The sequence below is a fragment of the Lacinutrix gracilariae genome, assembly GCF_042684485.1.
Taxonomy (GTDB): Bacteria; Bacteroidota; Bacteroidia; order Flavobacteriales; family Flavobacteriaceae; genus Oceanihabitans; species Oceanihabitans gracilariae.
Map to the genome: position 1 here is coordinate 86,233 of NZ_JBHULM010000011.1, position 20,913 is coordinate 107,145.

Below are 20,913 nucleotides of genomic sequence, written 5' to 3' on the forward strand. Positions count from 1 at the left end.
AATAAAGCTTAAATGAAAGACTTACAACAAAACGCCATTGCAGTTTTAAATAAAAACTGGAAAGACAAATTTAGTATCCCCTGTGACAAGTTATACCCTTTTCAATGGTTCTGGGATTCTGGACTAATTGCCATTGGGTTTGCGCATTTTGACATGCCTAAAGCCGAAAAGGAAATAGAAACCCTTTTAGATGCACAATGGAGTAACGGTTTTATACCTCATATTATTTTTCACACAGATACAGATACTTATTTTCCTGGGCCAGATTTTCATCGTTCGAATTTACATCCAGATTCTTCAAAAAAATTCAAATCCACAGGGATGACACAACCACCCGTTACCGGATTTGTGTTACAAGATTTATATAGAATAAGCAAAGACAAAAAAGCAACCTTAGGTTTTATTGAATCCCTAATTGATAAGGTGTATAAAAACCATGAGTACTTTTATACCCAACGTGACCCTCAAAATGAAGGTTTAGTTTACATTTACCACAACTGGGAATCTGGTACAGATAACTCCCCTATATGGGATGATATTTGGGATACCATGAACCCACCAGATTACACTTTTGAAAGACGAGACACAACACATGTAGATGCGTCAGAACGACCATCAAAAAGAGAATACGATCATTATTTACACATCATTGAAATTGCCAAACAGAACAATTATAATGATGAAAAAATTGCCGAACTATCGCCTTTTTTAGTACAAGACCCTTTGTTTAACACCGTACTTCTAAAATCAAACCAAAGCTTAATAGACTTATATGGTATGATTGGAAATAATGAAGACAAAATTGAACAACTTAAAAAATGGCAGGAAAAAGGTACGGCAGCCGTTAACAGCAAACTTTATGATGCAGAACTAGGCGTTTACATACATTATGATTTACGAAATGAAAAACCATTAAGACACATATCATCCTCTTCATTTACACCACTTTTTGCTAACTTACCAAGTGAAACCCAAGCAAAAAAAATGGTAGATGTCATGATGGAAAAGTTTGGTAACCCCGATCAATATCTATGTGCTTCTTTTGATCCTACAAGTGATAGATTTAACCCGAAAAAATACTGGAGAGGTCCAGTGTGGATCAACTTAAATTGGTTTCTTTATTATGGTTTACAACAAAATGGATTTAAAGATATAGCTAAAAGAATGAAACAAGACACCCTTGAAATCATTAAAAAAAATGGTTTTTATGAATATTTCGATCCTAGAAAAGAAGAACACAAAAATGGTAAAGCAGGTTATGGAGGTTACAATTTCTCCTGGAGCGCAGCACTGTTTATAGATTTATTAAACGAATAAATAACCTACTACTTGCAAAACCATGAATTACATAGATTACATCATTATCATTTTATATTTAATAGGATTTTTAGGGATAGGTTACTTTTTTAAAGAAAACAATAACTCTAAAGATTACTTTTTAGGCGGACAGTCTATGGGTTGGTTTCCTTTAAGCCTATCCACTATGGCAACCCAGTTATCTGCCATTAGTTTCATCTCTGCTCCTGCTTTTGTAGGCCTAAAAGACGGAGGAGGCTTACAATGGTTAACCTATGAATTTGGAGTACCACTAGCAATGGCATTTTTATTAATTGCCGTAATACCTACTTTATACAATTCTGGAATTGTAAGTGTTTATGAATATTTAGAAAGACGCTTTGATGCTTCTTCAAGATTATTAATAAGTTTTGTTTTTCAAGTAAGTCGTTCTGTAGCAACGGGTGTTATGGTTTATACCATGGCACTTATTTTGCAAGCTACTATAGGTATTGATTTTTGGATTTCCATTTTAATTATTGGTGTTATTACCATGATTTACTCTTTTCAAGGCGGAATGAAAGCCGTAATCTGGGGAGATGTAATACAAATGTGTATCCTCTTTTTCGGGATCATTATTTGTCTTTTTTATGGTTTAAGCGAGCTAGGTGGCTATGATAATTTTATAAACCTTGTAGATAAGGACAGATTAACCGCTGTTGATTTTTCAAAATGGGGATTTAATAATGCCGATAAAAATGATGAATTTGGTTTTTGGCCAATGGTAATTGGTGGTTTCTTTTTATACGCTTCTTATTATGGTACAGACCAAACACAATCGCAACGATTACTGTCGGCTAAAGGATTACCAACTATTAAAAAGCTTCTGTTAGCTAACGGGTTATTTAGGTTTCCAATTACACTTACTTACTGTATCATGGGATTAGTTTTAGGTACCTTATTGTTTCAAGATGCTAGTTTTCAAGAATTATTAAGTGAGGTTTATCAATCTAATATTACAAGTTTAGAAGGTAAAAAAGCAGACCTAATGGTTCCTGTATTTATAATTAAATATTTACCAAATGGAATTATTGGTATTTTAATTGTAGCGATCATGTCTGCCGCAATGTCCTCATTAAGTTCTACCGTTAATTCACTTTCTGCAGTAACTTTAGAAGATTTTATTAAACGTTTTAAACCGGATATGCCAGACAAAAAATATGTACTATACTCAAGGTTACTATCTGTTTTTTGGGGTTTAGTTTGCTTGTTTTTTGCCTTTTTCGCAGGTAGCATAGAAGGTACTGTTATAGAGGTAATTAATAAAATTAGCTCGATATTTTACGGTCCTATTTTAGCCGCATTTATATTGGCTATCATGACTAAAAAAACACATGCTTTAGGTGCAAATATTGGTATTGTAATTGGTGTACTATTTAATATGTACTTATGGTTATATGTACCAAGTATTTTTTGGTTTTGGTGGAATGCAATAGGATGTGTACTAACCATAGTAATTGCGCTTATTGTAAGCTACGTTACTAAAAAGGAAACCAAAGAATGCTTAGACATATCTATTTATAAAGCTGGTAAAAAAGAAGTTATAACTTTACTTAGCTATTTTATTTTTATTGTTTTGTTTTCCATTTTTATTATTAAAATTTTAAGTTAATATTTATAATATGAAAATAGTAATAGCTCCTGATAAGTTTAAAAACTCCCTAAGTAGTTTAGAGTTTTGCAATATTGTGGAGAAGCAAATTTTATCCCAAAACCCAGAAGCAACAATTGTTAAATTACCCTTAGCAGATGGCGGCGATGGAACTATAGATATAGTTAACTTTTACCTTAACGGAGAAACCAAAGAGAAAACGGTTTCTAATCCGTTTTTTAAAGCTATAAAAGCTACTTATTTATATGCTAAAAAATCTAAAACAGCATTTATAGAAATGGCCGAGGCTTCAGGTGTAAAATTACTAAGTGCAAACGCTTTAGATTGTAAAAACGCAACAACTTTTGGTACGGGAGAGCTCATTTTAGATGCTATTAATAATGGAGCTAAAAACATTATTCTTGGCATTGGTGGCAGTGCTACAAACGATTGCGGTATTGGTATGGCAACCGCTTTAGGTTATCGGTTTTTAGACAAAGAAAACAAAAGCGTAAATCCTATTGGAGCTAAACTTTCTACAATAAAAACCATTGACCTTAGTCAAGTACACCCAAAATTATTCGAGGTAGATTTTCAAATTGCTTGCGATGTTACTAATCCACTATATGGTAAAAATGGAGCAGCATACGTCTATGCAGAACAAAAAGGGGCTACCAAAGAAGACATTAAACTACTGGATAAAGGCCTTGAAGATTTCTCTAAAATAATAAGTAGCGTTTTTCATGTAAATGCGCAATCTGTTTCGGGAGCTGGAGCTGCCGGTGGTATGGGTATTGCTGCCAAAGTATTTTTAAAAGGAAACCTAGAAAGCGGTATTAAACTAATAAAACAATTGTCTGATTTTGATAACCAAATTACAGATGCCGATTGGATTATAACAGGAGAAGGAAAACTAGACAAACAAACCCTGTCCGGAAAAACCATTCAAGGAATATTAGATGCCTCAGCGCCTAAAAATATTAAAGTGGCTGCCTTTTGCGGTACCATTGACATAAACAAAAAAAATCTAAACAGCATGGGTATTACCTATGCTGCAGAAGTTATTAAAGAAGCTAAAAATTTAGAAGATGCCATGATGAATGCAAAACTGCACCTTAAAAATATGACTAAAAAATTCGTAAATCAAATGCAATAAATGAGTTTAAAAAAAACAAGCTATTTCCTTTAACTTTTAGTCCTTATGGCTATAGAATTTGGGGAGGAAACTAACTAAAAAATTCTGAAAAGAAAACATTGGCAAATCCTGGAAAATTTAATAAAAAACAGGAAAAAATAATTGAGATTATCACACAAAAATTGGAGAAACGATTATAGTTCCTAGTTCTATAACTAAATTTATGTTTCAAACCGATGCTGTTATATTGATGTATCCATGCGGTAGTCATTCTACTAAATGTATATTCTTATCACCGGTTTTGTATAATATTTTTTGTGCAGATTATAAAAACCCACAAAGGTCTTTATCGAGGTATAAATAGAAGATAATTTACAAAAAAAGCCTCTCTAAAATAGAGAGGCTTTTTTTTATTTTGAGACTGCCAACCCTTCATGTTTCCATCGGGAAATACCTCCTTGTAAATCGTATATTTTTTTAAATCCTGCTTCTTCTAGTTTTTTGGCGCATTTTGCGCTTCTACCTCCAGAATGACAATATAATAAAACCGGTTTTTCTTTATCTAGTTTTAATATATCTTGATCAAAAGTTGGTGATAAAAAGTCTATATTTTGTGCTTTTTCAATATAACCAGTTTTAAACTCTTTAGATGTTCTTACATCTACCAATTGCACTTGATCCATTTTTAAAAGCGATTGCATTTCTTGTGTAGTAATCTCTTTTATGTTTGTTGCATTTTCTTCTTTACAGCCAAAACTTATTAAAACTAGTAAGCTTAGTAATAGTATGGATAAACGTTTCATTGGTTTGTGTTTTTTAATTAGTTACTTCTCCTGTCCAATCATTAAATCCGCCAAGTAAATTGTGAGTTTCTGTAAAACCTAGTTGATTCATAATTGCACATGCTTGTGCACTTCTTCCTCCAGATCTACAATATACGTAAAAGGTCTTACTTTTATCTAATGCTTCTACTTGATCTATAAATTCTTGTCCTTTATAAATATCAATTTTTATTGCATTAGGTATAATACCTTCATCGGTTTCTTCTTCGGTTCTTACATCTAATATTACTGCATTTTCATCTTTTGCTAATGCTTCTGCCCACTCTTCTTGTGTTAAATCTGCCATTTTTACTTTTTTTTTTACAAAATTAATATTTCTTTAGTTACTAGACGAAAAGAAATCTGAAGTATTACTACCTCAGATTTCTTTTTATTTATTCTCGTATAGTAAAACTTATACTTTTATAGTACAACCTATTGCTCTTGTTTCTTTTTCTTCAATTTCTTTGCCTTGCAATAAAGCATCTACAGCATTTTCTACATATTTTTTGCTTACGGAAGCTTCGTCTTGATAATTATCATCTATTGCTCCTATATACTTTACTTGGTTTCCTTGCTTGGTTTTTTCAAGAACATATACATGTGGTGTTTTTGTTGCACCATATTGAGGATATATTTTTTGACCTTCATCTTTTAAATACGGAAAAGTAAACCCTTTTGCTTTTGCTCTTGCTTGCATTGCCTCTAGACTATCTCCTGGTTGTACATCTGTATTATTTGGCATAATAGCTATTACAGGATATCCTTTATCTGCATATTTTTTATTTAAAGCTTCTATTCTATCTTCATAAGCTACTGCATAAGGGCAAGTATTACATGTAAATATTACAATAAAGCCTTTAGCTTCTGTATAATCTGCCAAAGAAACCATTTTTCCATCTATGTTTTGTAATGAAAAATCAGTAGCAATATCGCCTATTTGATATCCTTTATTGGTATTGGTTTTATTTAAAGTAAATGCACTAAACAATAACACTATGGCTAACGCAGAAACTATTTTAATTGATTTTTTCATGAGTATGATTTTTAATTAATAAATTTTTCTATTTCGGTTTCTAGTTGGTTGTAGTTAAACGATTGCTCATAAAACATACGTTTATCTTTATTATAAATAACGGTTGCTGGTATTGCTCCAGACCATTCTTCACTTACTTTAGGAATCCATGCATTTGAATCTGGATCATTTAAAGCTACTACTTTAGATTGTAATTGATGCTTTTTTATAAAAGGAATTAACTTTGTTTGGTATTGCTTAGGAAAATCTAAACTCACCAATAACACCTCTACATTTTCACTTTTAAAGTTTTTATTTATTGCTTCAAAATAAGGCAACTCTTTTATACATGGCGCACACCAAGTAGCCCAAAAATTTACTACATATATTTTGTCATCTTTACGGTTTAAAAACTTTTCAAAAGCATTAAAATCATACGCTTCTACAGTTGGTTTTTCTTTTAAAACATCTTCCTTTTCAATAGAAGTAGTAACTTCTTGACTTTTATTCTCGTTTTTACAACTTAAAAATAAAACAAATACAATTAATAAAATTCTACAATTCATAACTCTAAATGTATACATTAGTAAAAGGAACTTAATTAGGTTTAACAAAATTTTAATTTGCTTTGTAAGGATAGTTACCTTTTACTGACTTAGAATTCAACATATAATATTGAGCAATAGTTTTTTTATAAAATATTGGTATTTAATATTTAGATTTATATATTTGAAACAAATTAATAACAATTGAAAACAATTTTAAATCATACTTGGTGGTGGAACTCTCGAAAAACAATCTTCGTGAACTAACGCTATACCGTATATTTAATTAAAAATACAAAAAAAGGCTTGTCATTCACGACAAGCCTTTTTTCATTCTGAACCAGTTTCAGAATCTAATAACAAATCTATTTTATCTCTAAAAAAGAAGAGATACTGAAATAAATTCAGCAAATAAAAATGAAAACATTCAGTCTTTATACACATTACAAAAAAATACTAGCAGACACCATAACTCCTGTAAGTATCTATCTTAAAATTAGAGATAAATACCCAAACAGCATATTATTAGAGAGTAGTGATTACCATGCAAACGACAATAGTTTCTCGTACATCTGTTTTAATCCTATTGCTTCTATTAAAGTTGAAAACGATAGAATAGAACAGCATTTTCCTGACGGAAGCTCAAAAAAAAACTACACCAAAAGCATTTCTGTTACCGAAGAAATTCACAAATTCACACAGCGTTTTAAGGTAAAATCTGAAAAGAAATTTAAATTCATAAACAATGGTATTTTTGGCTATACTGCTTATGATGCTGTTAAATATTTTGAAGATATAGAAATCACAAAAAAGCCAGACTCCTTAAACATTCCAGAAATTTATTACTCGGTTTACCGAAACATTATTGCTATAAATCACTTTAAAAACGAAGCCTATATTTTTGCGCATTGTTTTGATAATAGCAACAATAATATTGATGAAATTTTACAGCTTATAAAAGCTAAGAATTTTGCTTCCTATAAATTTACTGCTGAAGGAGAAATCACTTCTAATCTTAGTGATGAAGAATATAAATCACATGTAGAACTAGCTAAAAAACATTGTGCACGAGGAGATGTTTTTCAATTAGTACTATCTAAAAAATTTGAACAAAACTTTAAAGGCGATGAATTTAATGTATACAGAGCTTTACGCAGCATAAACCCTTCTCCTTATCTGTTTTATTTTGATTACGGAAACTTTAAAATTTTTGGTAGCTCACCAGAAGCACAACTTGTGGTTAATAATGGGCAAGCAGAAATCCACCCAATAGCTGGTACTTTTAAAAGAACAGGTAATGATGAAGAAGACCAAAAACTTGCCAAAAAACTTGCTGCAGATGTTAAAGAAAATGCCGAACATGTTATGCTTGTCGATTTAGCAAGAAATGACCTAAGTAGACATGGTAGTGAAGTAAAAGTAGAAACCTATAGAGAAGCACAATTTTTCTCTCACGTTATACACCTAGTTAGCAAAGTTACTGGTAAAGTACATGAAAACACAGCAACCATGCAAGTGGTAGCAGACACTTTTCCTGCAGGAACTTTAAGTGGAGCGCCTAAACACAACGCCATGCAACTTATAGAAAAATACGAAAAAACAAGTCGTGCTTTTTATGGTGGCGCTATTGGTTTTATGGATTTTGAAGGCAATTATAACCATGCCATAATGATTAGAACATTTATGAGTAAAAACCACCAGCTACATTGGCAAGCTGGAGCAGGAATTGTTTCAAAATCAAGTCCTGAAAACGAATTACAAGAAGTATATAACAAATTAGGTGCATTAACAAAAGCTATTGAATTGGCAGAAAGAATTGACAGATGAAAACAAAAGTATTAGTAATAGATAATTATGACAGTTTTACCTACAATCTAGTGCATTACTTAGAGGATTTAAACTGTAATGTAACGGTAAAAAGAAACAACAAACTTACACTAGAAGAAGTAGATGCTTTTGATAAAATTGTACTTTCTCCTGGACCAGGAATTCCAGACGAAGCAGGATTATTAAAAGATATTATAAAAACCTATGCACCTACAAAAAGCATCTTTGGTGTTTGCTTGGGCCAACAAGCAATTGGTGAAGTTTTTGGTGGTACTTTAGTAAATTTAGACCATGTATTTCATGGTGTTGCTACAGAGGTAAAAGTAACCGTTGATGACGAAATACTTTTTAAAGGATTAAAAAAATCATTTCCTGTAGGCAGATATCATTCTTGGGTAGTAAACGCTAATTTACCAGAAGTATTAGAAGCCACTTCTTTTGATGAAAATGGTCAAATCATGTCGCTGCGCCATAAATTTTATGATGTGCGTGCAGTACAATACCATCCAGAATCGGTTTTAACTCCTGACGGAAAACAAATATTAAAAAATTGGGTTGAAAGTTAGTAGATGCTACTTAATGCTAAGGACAACAGAAAATTAAAGTTTAAATAAAAGAAATTCCCACTTTCGTGGAAACCGAAACATGAAACAAATATTAAACAGACTAATAAACCACGAAAACATCTCTACAAAAGAGGCGAAACAGGTATTAGTTAACATCTCTAAAGGAGACTATAACCAAAGCCAAATTGCAGCATTTTTAACTGTTTATATGATGCGAAGCATAACGCTTGAAGAACTTCAAGGTTTTAGAGATGCTTTATTAGAGCTATGTATTCCTATTGATTTATCAGACTACAATGCTATTGATTTATGCGGAACAGGTGGTGACGGAAAAAACACCTTTAATATTTCCACACTTTCTTCTTTTGTAACTGCTGGTGCTGGTGTTAACGTTGCCAAACATGGTAATTATGGTGTCTCTTCTGCTTCAGGATCTTCTAATGTTATGGAAGCCCTTGGTATCAAATTTTCTAACCAAGAAGATTTTTTAAAACAATCTATAGAAAAAGCAGGAATATGTGTTTTACACGCACCTTTATTTCATCCTGCAATGAAAAATGTAGCACCAATAAGAAAAGAACTTGGTGTTAAAACATTTTTTAACATGTTAGGTCCAATGGTAAATCCTTCGTTTCCAAAAAACCAATTGGTAGGTGTTTTTAATCTAGAGCTACAACGTCTTTATGGTTATTTATACCAAGAAACAGACACTAATTATAGTATTGTTCACGCTTTAGATGGTTATGATGAAATTTCTTTAACCGGAAATACTAAAATTATTTCTAACCAAACAGAAACCATGCTTTCTCCATCCGATTTAAACCTAGAACAAATTGAGCAAAGCGACATTTTTGGAGGAGATACCGTAAAAACTTCTGCTAAGATATTTTTAAATGTTATTTCAGGAAACGGAACCGAAGCGCAAAATAATGTAGTGTGTGCAAATGCAGGATTAGCAATTGCTACCACAAAACAGATAGACCACAAAACAGGATTTGAACTTGCTAAAGAATCGCTATTAAGCGGAAAAGCAAAAGCGAGTTTAGATGCTTTAATTGCATTGAGTAAATAAAAAAGCTATAGTATTCATAAAGCAGTAAACATGTAAACTGTAAATGAAAAACGGAAGACGCAACCATGGACATATTACAAAAAATAGTAACAGACAAACGTATAGAAGTTACGCTTCGTAAGCAGCTAATTCCTACCAAACAGTTAGAGCAATCTATTTTGTTTGAAAGAAAAACCATTTCTTTGGCTAACAAATTAAAAAACAGCACTTCAGGAATTATTGCAGAACACAAGCGTCGTTCGCCTTCAAAACAAGTTATTAACCATAACTTAAACGTTTTTGATGTAGCAAAAGGATATGAAAACGCAGGTGTTTGTGGTATGTCTGTACTTACAGACGGGAAATATTTTGGAGGTAGCCTAGACGATTTGCTTACTGCAAGAGCTAGTTGTAATTTACCACTGCTTCGCAAAGAATTTATTATAGACACCTACCAGATTTTAGAAGCCAAAGCCTATGGAGCTGATGTTATTTTACTAATTGCTGCTATTTTAACAAGAGCAGAAATAAAACAGTTTTCAGAATTTGCAAAAAGCTTACATTTAGATGTTCTTTTAGAGGTGCATAACCAAGAAGAATTACAAAAAGCAATCATGCCAAGTTTAGATATGTTAGGCGTAAATAACCGAAACCTAAAAACTTTTAAAGTAAGTCTAGAAACCAGTAAAACGATAAGCGAACAAATACCTAATGACTTTGTAAAAGTATCAGAAAGTGGTATTAGTTCTGTTGAAGCAATACAACAATTACAACCTTATGGTTATAAAGGATTTTTAATTGGTGAAAACTTTATGAAAACAGAAAATGCAGGCAACAGTGCAAAACAATTTATTGAAGAATTAAAAAAATAAACTATACTTCCTGCTAAAGGAAGAATACACCATATAATTAACAGCAAAAAACAGATTTCTGTTTACGCAGAAAAAACAAAAAATTATGAAACTAAAAGTATGCGGAATGAAATCCGAAAACAACATTTTAGATGTTGCAGAAATACAACCAGATTATCTAGGTTTTATATTTTACGAAAAGTCGCCACGATACTTTAATACCGAAATGCCAGAATTACCAGAAAGCATCCAAAAAATTGGTGTTTTTGTTAATGCATCGCTAGCATATATTGTAGATAAAATAGAAACCTATCAATTACATGGTGTACAATTACATGGTAATGAATCTCCAGAACTATGTGCCCAATTAAAAGAATACAACGTAGTTGTAATAAAAGTGTTTTCTGTAAAAAACCTATTTGATTTTAGTGTTTTAGAACCTTATGAAGAGGTTTGTGATTATTTTCTTTTTGATACCAAAGGAAAAGAACCTGGAGGAAACGGTTATCCTTTTAACTGGAATATCTTTAAAAAATACCCTTCTAAAAAACCTTATATTTTAAGTGGAGGAATTGGTCCTGAACAAATAGAAGCATTACTATTATTTTTAAAACGCCCAGAATCTGATTTATGTTGCACCTTAGATTTAAATAGTAAGTTCGAAAAATTACCAGGAATAAAAGACCTTAGCAAACTAAAAGAATTCAAACACCAATTAGCCATTAATAACTACATACGCTAATTAAGAAAACAGTTACCAGTCATGAATTATAATATTAACGAAAACGGATATTACGGAGAATTTGGTGGAGCATACATACCAGAAATGCTGTATCCTAATGTAGAAGAGTTACGCCAAAACTATCTTAAAGTCATGGCAGAACCTGAGTTTCAAAAAGAATTCAACCAGCTATTAAAAGATTATGTTGGTCGTCCTTCGCCATTATATTTTGCAAAACGTCTTTCTAAAAAATACAACACCAAAGTATACTTAAAAAGAGAAGACTTAAACCATACAGGAGCACATAAAATCAATAATACTATTGGCCAGATTTTAATGGCTAAGCGTTTAGGTAAACACCGAATTATTGCCGAAACTGGTGCAGGACAACATGGTGTAGCCACAGCAACCGTTTGTGCTTTAATGGGTTTAGAGTGTATAGTATATATGGGCGAAATTGATATTGCGCGTCAAGCACCAAATGTTGCTAGAATGAAAATGTTAGGCGCAACAGTTATTCCTGCATTATCTGGAAGCCGAACCCTAAAAGACGCTACCAACGAAGCCATTCGTGATTGGATTAACAACCCTGTAGACACGCATTATATTATTGGTAGTGTGGTTGGTCCGCATCCATACCCAGACATGGTAGCGCGTTTTCAAGCCATCGTTTCTGAAGAAATACAATGGCAACTAAAAGAGCAAGAAGGCACTACAAAACCAGATTACGTAGTAGCTTGCGTTGGTGGTGGTAGTAATGCTGCAGGAGCTTACTATCATTTTCTAGAAGACACAGACGTAAAACTTATTGCTGTAGAAGCTGCTGGTTTAGGTGTAGAAACTGGTGAAAGTGCTGCAACTTCCGTTTTAGGCAAAGAAGGTATTATTCATGGTAGCAAAACCTTGTTGATGCAAACCAACGACGGACAAATTACAGAACCATATTCCATTTCTGCAGGATTAGATTATCCAGGTGTTGGCCCAATGCATGCCCATTTATACAAAACAGAACGTGCAGAATTTATTGCCATTACAGATGATCAAGCCATGAACGCAGGATTAGAATTATGCAAACTAGAAGGTATCATTCCTGCTATTGAAAGCTCGCATGCATTAGCCGTTTTTGAGCAAAAAAAGTTTCAACCAGAAGATGTTGTTGTATTGAGTTTATCTGGTCGTGGCGATAAAGATTTACAGAATTATATAGACTATTTTAAACTATAGTTTTTTAATTTCCGCGAAGGCGGAAATCTCATGAATTAAAAATGGAACTACATTATGTTTACATATTAACAAATAAAAATCATACTGTTCTTTATGTTGGCAGGTCTAAGCAACCTAAAATCAGAATAAAACAACATAAAAACAATAGTTTAAAAACTTTTACAGGAAGATACAACGTAGATAAACTTGTCTATTTTGAAACTACCAAATATGTAAACAATTCTATTAAAAGAGAAAGACAAATAAAGAAATGGAATCGGGAATGGAAAGAAAATTTGATAAATGATATGAATCCAGATTGGAAGGACTTATCAGATTTACTATAAACAAATCATCACTAATATTTAAAAGATTTCCGCCTTTGCGGAAATGAAAAGACACATCTTCAATGAATCGCATTCAAACAAAACTAAAAGAAAGCAAAAAGCTTTTATCCATCTACTTTACAGCAGGATATCCTAGTCTAGACGATACTGCAACCATTATTCAAAACCTGGAAAAAAGCGGTGTAGACATGATAGAAATAGGATTACCTTTTAGTGATCCTTTAGCTGATGGACCAACCATACAAGCTAGTTCTACACAAGCATTAAAAAACGGCATGACAACCCAAGCGCTTTTTAATCAATTAAAAGACATACGTAAAACCGTTTCTATTCCTTTAATTATCATGGGCTATTTTAACCCAATGCTACAATATGGTGTAGAAGCCTTTTGTAAAAAATGCCAAGAAATAGGGATCGACGGATTAATTATTCCAGATTTACCAGTAGATGTGTATAACAATGAGTATAAAGCAACTTTTGAAAAATACGGATTAATCAATGTGTTTTTAATTACACCACAAACTAGCGTAGAGCGCATAAACTTTATAGATTCTATTTCAAACGGATTTATTTATATGGTAAGTAGTGCAAGTGTAACAGGAAGCAGTTCTGGTTTTGGTAAAGAACAAACCAATTACTTTAAACGCATTGCAGACATGCAACTTAACAATCCGCAAGTTATTGGTTTTGGAATTTCGGATAACGAAACCTTTACTCAAGCAACCACACATGCAAAAGGTGCTATTATAGGTTCTGCATTTATCAAGCATCTTACCAATAAAGGAGTTTCAGAAATAAACAGTTTCGTAAAAAACATCTTGAACTAAAGCATGAAAACACTAAACGATTGGAAAATAATTACTGTACTCTGCTTCACTTTAGGCTTAGCACCATTTACACCAGAACCTCACATTATTGGTAAACTAAAATGGATTTTTGGTGGTGCAGATGGTATGCAGTTTATGGATTGGTTTGATGTTGTATTGCATGGTTTTCCTTTTGTATTACTTTTACGGTTAATAATATTAAAAATAGTCTCAAAAAATGCCGCTTAACATTGTACTCATAGAACCAGAAATACCAAACAACACTGGTAACATTGGTAGATTAGCTTTGGCTTCTGGATCTAATTTACACTTAGTAAAACCTTTTGGTTTTGAAATTACAGATACACGACTAAAACGTGCTGGATTAGATTATTGGCAACACCTTAACCTTCATTATTATGATAGTTTAGATGATTTTTTAACAAAAAACAAAGATGCCAACATGGTGTTTTTATCTAGTCATGGTACCCAAAAACATTATGACATTAGTTATAAAGACAATATGTTTCTTGTATTTGGTAAAGAGTCTGCAGGTTTACCTAAAGTACTTGTTGAAAATAACAAGGACAAGCTTTTTAAAATACCTTTATACAGTGAACATGTTAGAAGCCTAAACTTAGCAAATGCAGTAAGCATTGTTGTTTATGAAGGATTGCGTGATTTACAATAAGCTACTACCATAAAAACAAAAAGCCTAAGTTTAAAACTTAGGCTTTTTGTTTGGCTAATAATCTACTTTTTAGTTTACCATAAACTTCTTTGCTTTTAGCAAGCCGTCTTTTTTAACTACCAATATATAATGCCCTGCAGTTAAACTAGAAACATCTAACTGTGTTTTATTATCTAGTAATTCTTTTTCTACTTCAAAAAGTTGTCTTCCTTGAATATCATATATTTTAACCTGTATTTCATGACCTTCAAAATTATATTGCGAAGCAAAGGCTAGATTTAAAATAGTATTTGTAGGATTAGGATATAAGGTAAAAGACTGTGTATTTAAGCTTATATCATTTACACTAAGCTGTTGTGCATCTAAATAATCTGCTACACCATTTTCATTAATATCATCATCTGTAGGATCTCCATTGCCATTATAATCTTCATCTAGCGTAAGCACTCCATCTCCATCATCATCAAAATCTAAATGGTTATAAATACCATCGTTATCTGTATCTAAAAATGTTGGCGTAGTATCTCTACCTCCAAAAACCAATTCAATATTAGTAACAACAGTATCACCATCGTCATCATTATCTAAATAATTAGGAATACCATCACCATCTGTATCGTCATCTGCTAAATTGCCATTATCGTTTACATCTTCCATTCCGTTTGGCAATCCATCTGCTTCTTGATCTCCTTCACAATCAACAAAAGATATATTTAAATCGAAACTCACATTATCTGTTGCTGGATTCATAACTATTGAATAGCTATTAATTCCTGCATTAATGCTTACTGTTCCTGTAACTTCTGTATTATTAGCATCTAAAATAGAAACTATATTTTCTGCTGGATCTAAATTAAATTGCTCTAATATAGTATTGGCATATACAGCAAAATCAAAATACTCTGTATTGTCATTATCGGCATCACAAACAACAACATTAAAACTTGTAGTTGGTATAAAACGCCAACCCTCTTCTGTTGCTTCCCATTGGCCTGTATTACGTCCTGGAGGAGCTATACCATGAATTTCTGCTCCTACTTCTTTTTGTAATCCTATTACTGCGTTACCATTATTCCACGTTGCACATAAAGGTTTATTTTTTATATACACATCAATAATTCCTGAGGTTTCATGTAAAACAATTTGAGATGTAGAAAGCATTTCATTACATGCAAATTGCGGAATATTATCAAATATAGTATAAAAACGTCTGTTAGGTGATTGACCAGAAACTCCTGTAAAAATCGTTCCTACTACATCTGCTGTATTATTATCCATATCATGAAAAGGACCAAATATAGATGGATAAGGAAGTGCTGCAGAAGGAATAGCTTCATTAAAAGTCCAAGGAGCAAAATTATCTGCATTAGAAGTATCAAAAGAAATTGTTCCGTTTGAGCCAACAACTAATTGTGAGTAATTAGCATAATCTGAATAAAACTTAAAATCAAAAGGAATAGCGATAACAGATGAATAAATATCATCATTATTAAATACTACTTCGTCTATTTCTGTAAATTCTTGAAAAGGTATAGATTCTACCGTATATTCATAAGAGTTTTGTGCAGTAATTTTTAAACTAAAAAAAAGAACAGCAATTAAAATGTAATTTTTTGTCATAGTATCATTTGGTTTTACGCAAACAATTTACAATAATAATTTACAAATATTGTAACCTAAATATTACATTTCAATAAACAAAAAAAACTTAAGCTATTACAAACCAGCCACAGCGTACTTGAACTCTGCTTCAAAAAGAGCTGTAAAATGTTTTAATAGTTTTTCTTTAACCTCTTCAATACTTACTTCTTTTACACCAAGTTCTACGTTTAAAGAAGTAACCGCTTTACCACGAATACCACAAGGAATCATATTATCAAAATACCCCAAATCTGCATTTACATTTAAAGCAAATCCATGCATGGTTACCCAACGAGAAGCACGAACTCCCATAGCACATATTTTTCTTGCAAATGGCGTACCTACGTCTAGCCAAACACCTGTTTCACCAGGACTACGCTCTGCTTTTACATTGTATTCTGCAAGTGTAAGAATAATCATTTCTTCTAAAAAACGAAGGTATTTATGTATGTCTGTAAAAAAGTTATCTAGATCTAAAATAGGATATCCTACAATTTGTCCTGGACCATGATAGGTAATATCTCCTCCTCTATTTACTTTGTAAAAACTAGCTCCTTTTTCGGCAAGCTGCTCTTCATTTACTAATAGGTTTGCCATGTCACCACTTTTACCTAAAGTATACACATGCGGATGTTCTACAAATAAAAAATAGTTTGTAGTTGGTAGCGTTAACGCTTCTCTTCTATTTTTAATTTTAGCATCTACAACAGATTTAAATAAAGACTCTTGATAGTCCCAAGTATCTTTATAATCTTTTAATCCTAAATCCTGTAATTGTACTGTTTTATTCAAAACTAATCCTGCTTTTTAATCTTTTAATTCTACATCTAAAGTCATTGCTTCTGGAGATTTTATCATTTCAATAAAATTCATTTTTAAGCTAACCGATTTTTTATCTGCACTTATTACAGCGTTTTTATTGGTAACAGATTCTATTTCTTTTGGAAAATGATACACTAACGTATAACTCATAGCTTCAAAAACCTCTTTAGAATCTCCCATTTCATTGATTTCTGCATCTAAAGTTTCAATGTCTTCAGTCGCTAACTCAAAATCTTTTTTAACAAACCTAGAAAAGGTTTTACCATCATAGGTGAAATCTATATACTCAAAAACATCTTCTGATGCTTTCGCTACAGCGCTTTCTCCTAATTGTCCGAATTGCGAATTGCTTTCTGAATTTAGCTTTTTAGCTTCATCAATTTTTTCTAAAGCTTCAGGTAGCTCTTCTAAACTAGTAAATGTAGAACCAAATCCCATATCAAAAAGACCTTCTTCTTCATCTATCTTCATTTTTATAATGATACTCTCTAAAGACTTTAATTTTTCTTGTTCTTCAACAGGTAGCTTAGCAATACTATCGGCTTTTTCTACCAACATATCTTTAAAATACATGACACTATCTAGTTTTACTTTTTCTTTAGTGTCGTCTTTTTTAGCTCCTCCCATTTCATCCATGGTTTTCATGATTTCACTCATGTCATAACGCATAATAAACTCTCCAGAACCATCGGGATTAAAGGTTATTTCTTCGGTAAAATTACAACTGGTTAATAAAAAAACGCTGGCAAGAACTAGTAAAATTTGTTTCATTTATAAAGATTTTGTTATTCTTAAATTAGAAACAAAGATACGTATTTTATCTTTCGGGATTATTTAAAATTACGAGTGCTGCAATCACTCCTGGTACCCAACCACAAAGCCACAAAATAAAAACTATTAATATAGAGCCACAGCCTTTATCTAAAACTGCTAAAGGTGGACATATTATTGAAAGTAAGACTCTCCAAAAACTCATTGATTTTGATTTTTAATTAATTGATTGATGCTTATTAGACGCAATGTTTTGTTGTTTGTTACACTTTGCATTAGTGATTGAGCGCATGTTGGAGCTCCTTGAAAAGAGCGACTAGCGAAAGCACGGCTTTTTTACAGAAAAAGAATGCCCAAAAAAGCATTTTCTAATTAGTAGCTTTAATGTATCTTTGTGGCTTCTTAAAAAACATAAAAATTACATGTCGCAATTATCTGAACAAGAATTAGTACGAAGAGATAAGTTAGCCAAATTACGCGAATTAGGCATTAACCCTTATCCAGCAGATTTATATCCTTTAACTCATTTAACCAATAAAATAAAGAAGGATTTTAAAGAAGGAGAGAAAGTAACTATTGCAGGACGTTTAATGTCTAGACGTATTCAAGGTAATGCAAGTTTTGCCGAATTACAAGATAGCGAAGGCAAAATACAAGTGTATTTTAATAGAGACGAAATTTGTACAGGCGAAGACAAAAGCAAGTACAACGATGTATATAAAAAATTACTAGATATTGGTGATTTTATTGGAGTTGAAGGGGAATTATTCACTACTAAAGTAGGGCAAAAAAGTGTACGTGTTACCGACTTTACCCTTTTAAGTAAGGCTTTAAAACCATTACCATTACCAAAAGAAGATGCCGAAGGTAATTTACACGATGCCTTTAACGATCCTGAATTACGTTACAGACAACGTTATGCAGATTTAGTGGTTAACCCAAAAGTAAAAGAGGTTTTTGTAAAAAGAACGAAACTTTTTAATGCCATGCGTGGTTTCTTTAATGACGCTGGATATTTTGAAGTAGAAACGCCAATTTTACAACCAATTCCTGGTGGAGCAGCTGCAAGACCTTTTATTACACACCACAACTCTTTAGATATTCCGTTGTATATGCGAATTGCTAATGAGTTATACCTAAAACGTTTAATTGTTGGTGGTTTTGATGGTGTTTATGAGTTTTCTAAAAACTTTAGAAACGAAGGAATGGACAGAACTCACAATCCGGAATTTACAGCAATGGAAATTTATGTGTCTTATAAAGATTACAACTGGATGATGGATTTCTGTGAGCAACTACTAGAGCATTGTGCTGTTGCTGTAAACGGAACGAGTAAAGCTACTTTTGGTGAGCATGAAATAGACTTTAAAGCGCCTTACGCTAGAGTAACTATGGCAGACTCTATCAAGCACTTTACAGGTTTTGACATTACAGGAAAAAGTGAAGACGAAATACGTGAAGCTGCAAAAGGCATGGGAATTGCTGTTGATGCAACCATGGGTAAAGGAAAACTTATTGATGAAATTTTTGGTGAGAAATGTGAAGGTAACTACATACAGCCAACCTTTATTACAGACTACCCAAAAGAGATGAGTCCGTTATGTAAAGAACACAGAGACAACCCAGAATTAACCGAGCGTTTTGAGTTAATGGTTTGTGGTAAAGAAATTGCGAATGCATATTCGGAATTGAATGACCCAATTGACCAACGTGAGCGTTTTGAGCATCAATTAAAATTGGCTGCCAAAGGAGATGATGAAGCTACCGAGTTTATAGATTACGACTTTTTACGTGCTTTAGAATATGGTATGCCTCCTACTTCTGGAATGGGAATTGGTATGGATAGACTTATCATGTTTTTAACCAACAACCAAAGTATACAAGAGGTTTTATTCTTTCCGCAAATGCGACCAGAAAAGAAAGCCTTAGCAATAAGCGATGAAGCAAAAGAAGTTTTAAAAACGTTAAAAGCTGCTGAAAAAATAGCGCTTGGTGATTTAAAAACACAATCTGGTTTATCGAATAAAAAATGGGATAAAACCATAAAAGAACTTACTAAAAACAACCTTGCTAAAGTGGAGAAGACAGAAGAAGGTTTGTTTGTTGAAATAGTATAATTTATCATTTCCGCGAAGGCGGAAATCTCATTATAATAAAAAAGGAACTACAAATTGTAGTTCCTTTTTTGTTGCATCAACTTTTAGATTCTGAAATAAATTCAGAATGACAATTTAGTAATTCATTTAACTTCTAACCAACCTCCAACTTATAACCAACACCATGCACATTAACAATAGTAATAGCAGGATCTTCTTTTAGTTTGTTTCTAAGTTTAGAAATATAGGTGTCTAAACTTCTACCCACAATAACGCCTTTATCTTCCCAAACTTTTTTAGTGAGTTCTTCGCGTTTAATCACTTGATTGGGCTGTGCTACAAAAAGCGCTAGTAATTCACACTCTTTTTTAGAAAGGCTAATTTCTGTAGCTTCTTTAATCAGTTTATTTTGTTCAGGATAAAACTTAAATCTTCCTAACGAAGTATAGTCTAAATCTACTGTTTCGGTTTTTTTCTTGGTTCTTCTTCTCAGTGCAAATACTACAAGTAGTACTAAAAACACTAAAAAAAGCACATATAAAATTTTGGTTTGGGTTTTGTTTTGTTCGGTAATTGCTGTGAATTCTACGGTAACTTGATAGCATCCTTTTTTTAATTCGCGTCCGCTACAAGGCACAATCCCTTGCTCTGTATTTTGTATCATGACATAACTGTATGCCACTTCTAGATCTTCGCATTGCGTAACTTCGGTAATATACTGTTGTGGTAAATTGGCTTTTGCAAAACTACGTTTAATAATAGCCACCAAACTATCGGGATGAATGGTTAAAGTGTTTTCAAAAGTTATTTGGTATTTGTTTTCATTTAAAGCAATTACCGGAGGAACCACAGAGGTAGAATCGCCATTAGTTAATAATAAGTTGTGTCCTACTTCTCGCAAAGAAACTTTTACTAGTTCTGGAAAATGCAGATTTGTCTCTTTATTACAAGATAACATGCAAACAAAAAGTGCACAAAAAGTAAATTGCTTAAAAAAACGTGATATCGTATTATTCATAATTACTGGTAAATAACATACAATTTCGGGACTTTTTACAATAGTTGACACTTCTTTTAC

Annotated in this window: 23 protein-coding genes; 14 read left to right on the forward strand and 9 right to left on the reverse strand. The window is 32.4% G+C overall.

What is annotated here, in order from left to right; genetic code table 11:
• Window positions 1-12: 12 nt before the first annotated feature.
• Genes ACFSSB_RS07610 through ACFSSB_RS07620 form a run of 3 tightly spaced genes read left to right on the forward strand, consistent with a single transcriptional unit; the run spans window position 13 to window position 4,082 of the window.
• Complete coding sequence (locus tag ACFSSB_RS07610) at window positions 13-1,317, forward strand: MGH1-like glycoside hydrolase domain-containing protein (RefSeq protein ID WP_379902749.1); 1,305 nt, start codon at window positions 13-15, stop codon at window positions 1,315-1,317.
• Between the two features lie 22 nt (window positions 1,318-1,339).
• Entirely contained in the window at window positions 1,340-2,947 is a 1,608-nt protein-coding gene (locus tag ACFSSB_RS07615; RefSeq protein ID WP_379902751.1) for a sodium:solute symporter, read from the forward strand.
• Window positions 2,948-2,957: 10 nt separating this feature from the next.
• Entirely contained in the window at window positions 2,958-4,082 is a 1,125-nt protein-coding gene (locus ACFSSB_RS07620) for a glycerate kinase (protein WP_379902754.1), read from the forward strand.
• Window positions 4,083-4,471: 389 nt separating this feature from the next.
• Here the strand turns inward: ACFSSB_RS07620 and ACFSSB_RS07625 are convergent, their stop codons facing one another.
• The 4 genes from ACFSSB_RS07625 to ACFSSB_RS07640 all read right to left on the reverse strand — a co-directional run bounded on the left by ACFSSB_RS07625 (window position 4,472) and on the right by ACFSSB_RS07640 (window position 6,463).
• Window positions 4,472-4,864, reverse strand: coding sequence for a rhodanese-like domain-containing protein (locus ACFSSB_RS07625; RefSeq protein ID WP_379902758.1), 393 nt, complete (start codon window positions 4,862-4,864; stop codon window positions 4,472-4,474).
• Window positions 4,865-4,877: 13 nt separating this feature from the next.
• Window positions 4,878-5,189 (reverse strand): rhodanese-like domain-containing protein, encoded by a 312-nt coding sequence (locus tag ACFSSB_RS07630; RefSeq protein WP_379902761.1) that lies wholly within the window; start codon window positions 5,187-5,189, stop codon window positions 4,878-4,880.
• A 108-nt stretch (window positions 5,190-5,297) separates the two neighbouring features.
• Entirely contained in the window at window positions 5,298-5,918 is a 621-nt protein-coding gene (locus ACFSSB_RS07635) for a thioredoxin family protein (RefSeq protein ID WP_379902763.1), read from the reverse strand.
• Window positions 5,919-5,929: 11 nt separating this feature from the next.
• Window positions 5,930-6,463, reverse strand: coding sequence for a redoxin domain-containing protein (locus ACFSSB_RS07640; RefSeq protein WP_379902765.1), 534 nt, complete (start codon window positions 6,461-6,463; stop codon window positions 5,930-5,932).
• A gap of 396 nt (window positions 6,464-6,859) precedes the next feature.
• Between ACFSSB_RS07640 and ACFSSB_RS07645 the strand changes: the two genes are divergently transcribed.
• The 10 genes from ACFSSB_RS07645 to ACFSSB_RS07690 all read left to right on the forward strand — a co-directional run bounded on the left by ACFSSB_RS07645 (window position 6,860) and on the right by ACFSSB_RS07690 (window position 14,505).
• Entirely contained in the window at window positions 6,860-8,269 is a 1,410-nt protein-coding gene (locus ACFSSB_RS07645) for an anthranilate synthase component I family protein (RefSeq protein WP_379902768.1), read from the forward strand.
• Window positions 8,266-8,835 carry an anthranilate synthase component II gene (locus tag ACFSSB_RS07650; RefSeq protein WP_379902770.1) on the forward strand — a complete coding sequence of 190 codons (570 nt, stop codon included), beginning with the start codon at window positions 8,266-8,268 and terminating at the stop codon, window positions 8,833-8,835. Before ACFSSB_RS07645 ends, ACFSSB_RS07650 begins: the two co-directional genes overlap by 4 nt.
• A 79-nt stretch (window positions 8,836-8,914) precedes the next feature.
• Window positions 8,915-9,907: an anthranilate phosphoribosyltransferase gene (trpD, locus tag ACFSSB_RS07655; protein WP_379902773.1), complete on the forward strand. Its 993-nt coding sequence runs from the start codon at window positions 8,915-8,917 to the stop codon at window positions 9,905-9,907.
• A gap of 65 nt (window positions 9,908-9,972) precedes the next feature.
• Window positions 9,973-10,758, forward strand: coding sequence for an indole-3-glycerol phosphate synthase TrpC (gene trpC, locus ACFSSB_RS07660; protein ID WP_379902775.1), 786 nt, complete (start codon window positions 9,973-9,975; stop codon window positions 10,756-10,758).
• Between the two features lie 85 nt (window positions 10,759-10,843).
• Window positions 10,844-11,479: a phosphoribosylanthranilate isomerase gene (locus ACFSSB_RS07665; RefSeq protein ID WP_379902778.1), complete on the forward strand. Its 636-nt coding sequence runs from the start codon at window positions 10,844-10,846 to the stop codon at window positions 11,477-11,479.
• 21 nt (window positions 11,480-11,500) lie between these two features.
• Complete coding sequence (gene trpB / locus ACFSSB_RS07670) at window positions 11,501-12,682, forward strand: tryptophan synthase subunit beta (protein WP_379902780.1); 1,182 nt, start codon at window positions 11,501-11,503, stop codon at window positions 12,680-12,682.
• 41 nt (window positions 12,683-12,723) lie between these two features.
• Window positions 12,724-13,008 (forward strand): GIY-YIG nuclease family protein, encoded by a 285-nt coding sequence (locus tag ACFSSB_RS07675; RefSeq protein ID WP_379902783.1) that lies wholly within the window; start codon window positions 12,724-12,726, stop codon window positions 13,006-13,008.
• A 62-nt stretch (window positions 13,009-13,070) separates the two neighbouring features.
• Window positions 13,071-13,835: a tryptophan synthase subunit alpha gene (gene trpA / locus ACFSSB_RS07680; RefSeq protein WP_379902786.1), complete on the forward strand. Its 765-nt coding sequence runs from the start codon at window positions 13,071-13,073 to the stop codon at window positions 13,833-13,835.
• 3 nt (window positions 13,836-13,838) lie between these two features.
• Complete coding sequence (locus ACFSSB_RS07685; protein ID WP_379902789.1) at window positions 13,839-14,063, forward strand: hypothetical protein; 225 nt, start codon at window positions 13,839-13,841, stop codon at window positions 14,061-14,063.
• Complete coding sequence (locus ACFSSB_RS07690; protein WP_379902791.1) at window positions 14,053-14,505, forward strand: tRNA (cytidine(34)-2'-O)-methyltransferase; 453 nt, start codon at window positions 14,053-14,055, stop codon at window positions 14,503-14,505. The genes ACFSSB_RS07685 and ACFSSB_RS07690 overlap by 11 nt, the downstream gene beginning before the upstream one ends.
• Window positions 14,506-14,574: 69 nt before the next feature.
• Here the strand turns inward: ACFSSB_RS07690 and ACFSSB_RS07695 are convergent, their stop codons facing one another.
• The 4 genes from ACFSSB_RS07695 to ACFSSB_RS07710 all read right to left on the reverse strand — a co-directional run bounded on the left by ACFSSB_RS07695 (window position 14,575) and on the right by ACFSSB_RS07710 (window position 17,944).
• Window positions 14,575-16,125 carry a T9SS type A sorting domain-containing protein gene (locus ACFSSB_RS07695; RefSeq protein WP_379902794.1) on the reverse strand — a complete coding sequence of 517 codons (1,551 nt, stop codon included), beginning with the start codon at window positions 16,123-16,125 and terminating at the stop codon, window positions 14,575-14,577.
• 96 nt (window positions 16,126-16,221) lie between these two features.
• A complete protein-coding gene (gene lipB / locus ACFSSB_RS07700; RefSeq protein WP_379902797.1) occupies window positions 16,222-16,938 on the reverse strand; it encodes a lipoyl(octanoyl) transferase LipB in 717 nt (238 codons plus the stop codon).
• A gap of 15 nt (window positions 16,939-16,953) precedes the next feature.
• Window positions 16,954-17,739 carry a hypothetical protein gene (locus tag ACFSSB_RS07705; protein WP_379902800.1) on the reverse strand — a complete coding sequence of 262 codons (786 nt, stop codon included), beginning with the start codon at window positions 17,737-17,739 and terminating at the stop codon, window positions 16,954-16,956.
• Between the two features lie 46 nt (window positions 17,740-17,785).
• Window positions 17,786-17,944, reverse strand: coding sequence for a YqaE/Pmp3 family membrane protein (locus ACFSSB_RS07710; protein WP_215967682.1), 159 nt, complete (start codon window positions 17,942-17,944; stop codon window positions 17,786-17,788).
• 217 nt (window positions 17,945-18,161) lie between these two features.
• Between ACFSSB_RS07710 and lysS the strand changes: the two genes are divergently transcribed.
• The gene (lysS, locus tag ACFSSB_RS07715) at window positions 18,162-19,856 is read left to right on the forward strand and encodes a lysine--tRNA ligase (RefSeq protein ID WP_379902804.1); all 1,695 of its coding nucleotides are present in this window, start codon (window positions 18,162-18,164) and stop codon (window positions 19,854-19,856) included.
• Window positions 19,857-19,989: 133 nt separating this feature from the next.
• Here lysS and ACFSSB_RS07720 read toward each other — a convergent pair whose 3' ends face one another.
• Window positions 19,990-20,853: a winged helix-turn-helix domain-containing protein gene (locus tag ACFSSB_RS07720; protein ID WP_379902807.1), complete on the reverse strand. Its 864-nt coding sequence runs from the start codon at window positions 20,851-20,853 to the stop codon at window positions 19,990-19,992.
• Window positions 20,854-20,913: the final 60 nt, after the last annotated feature.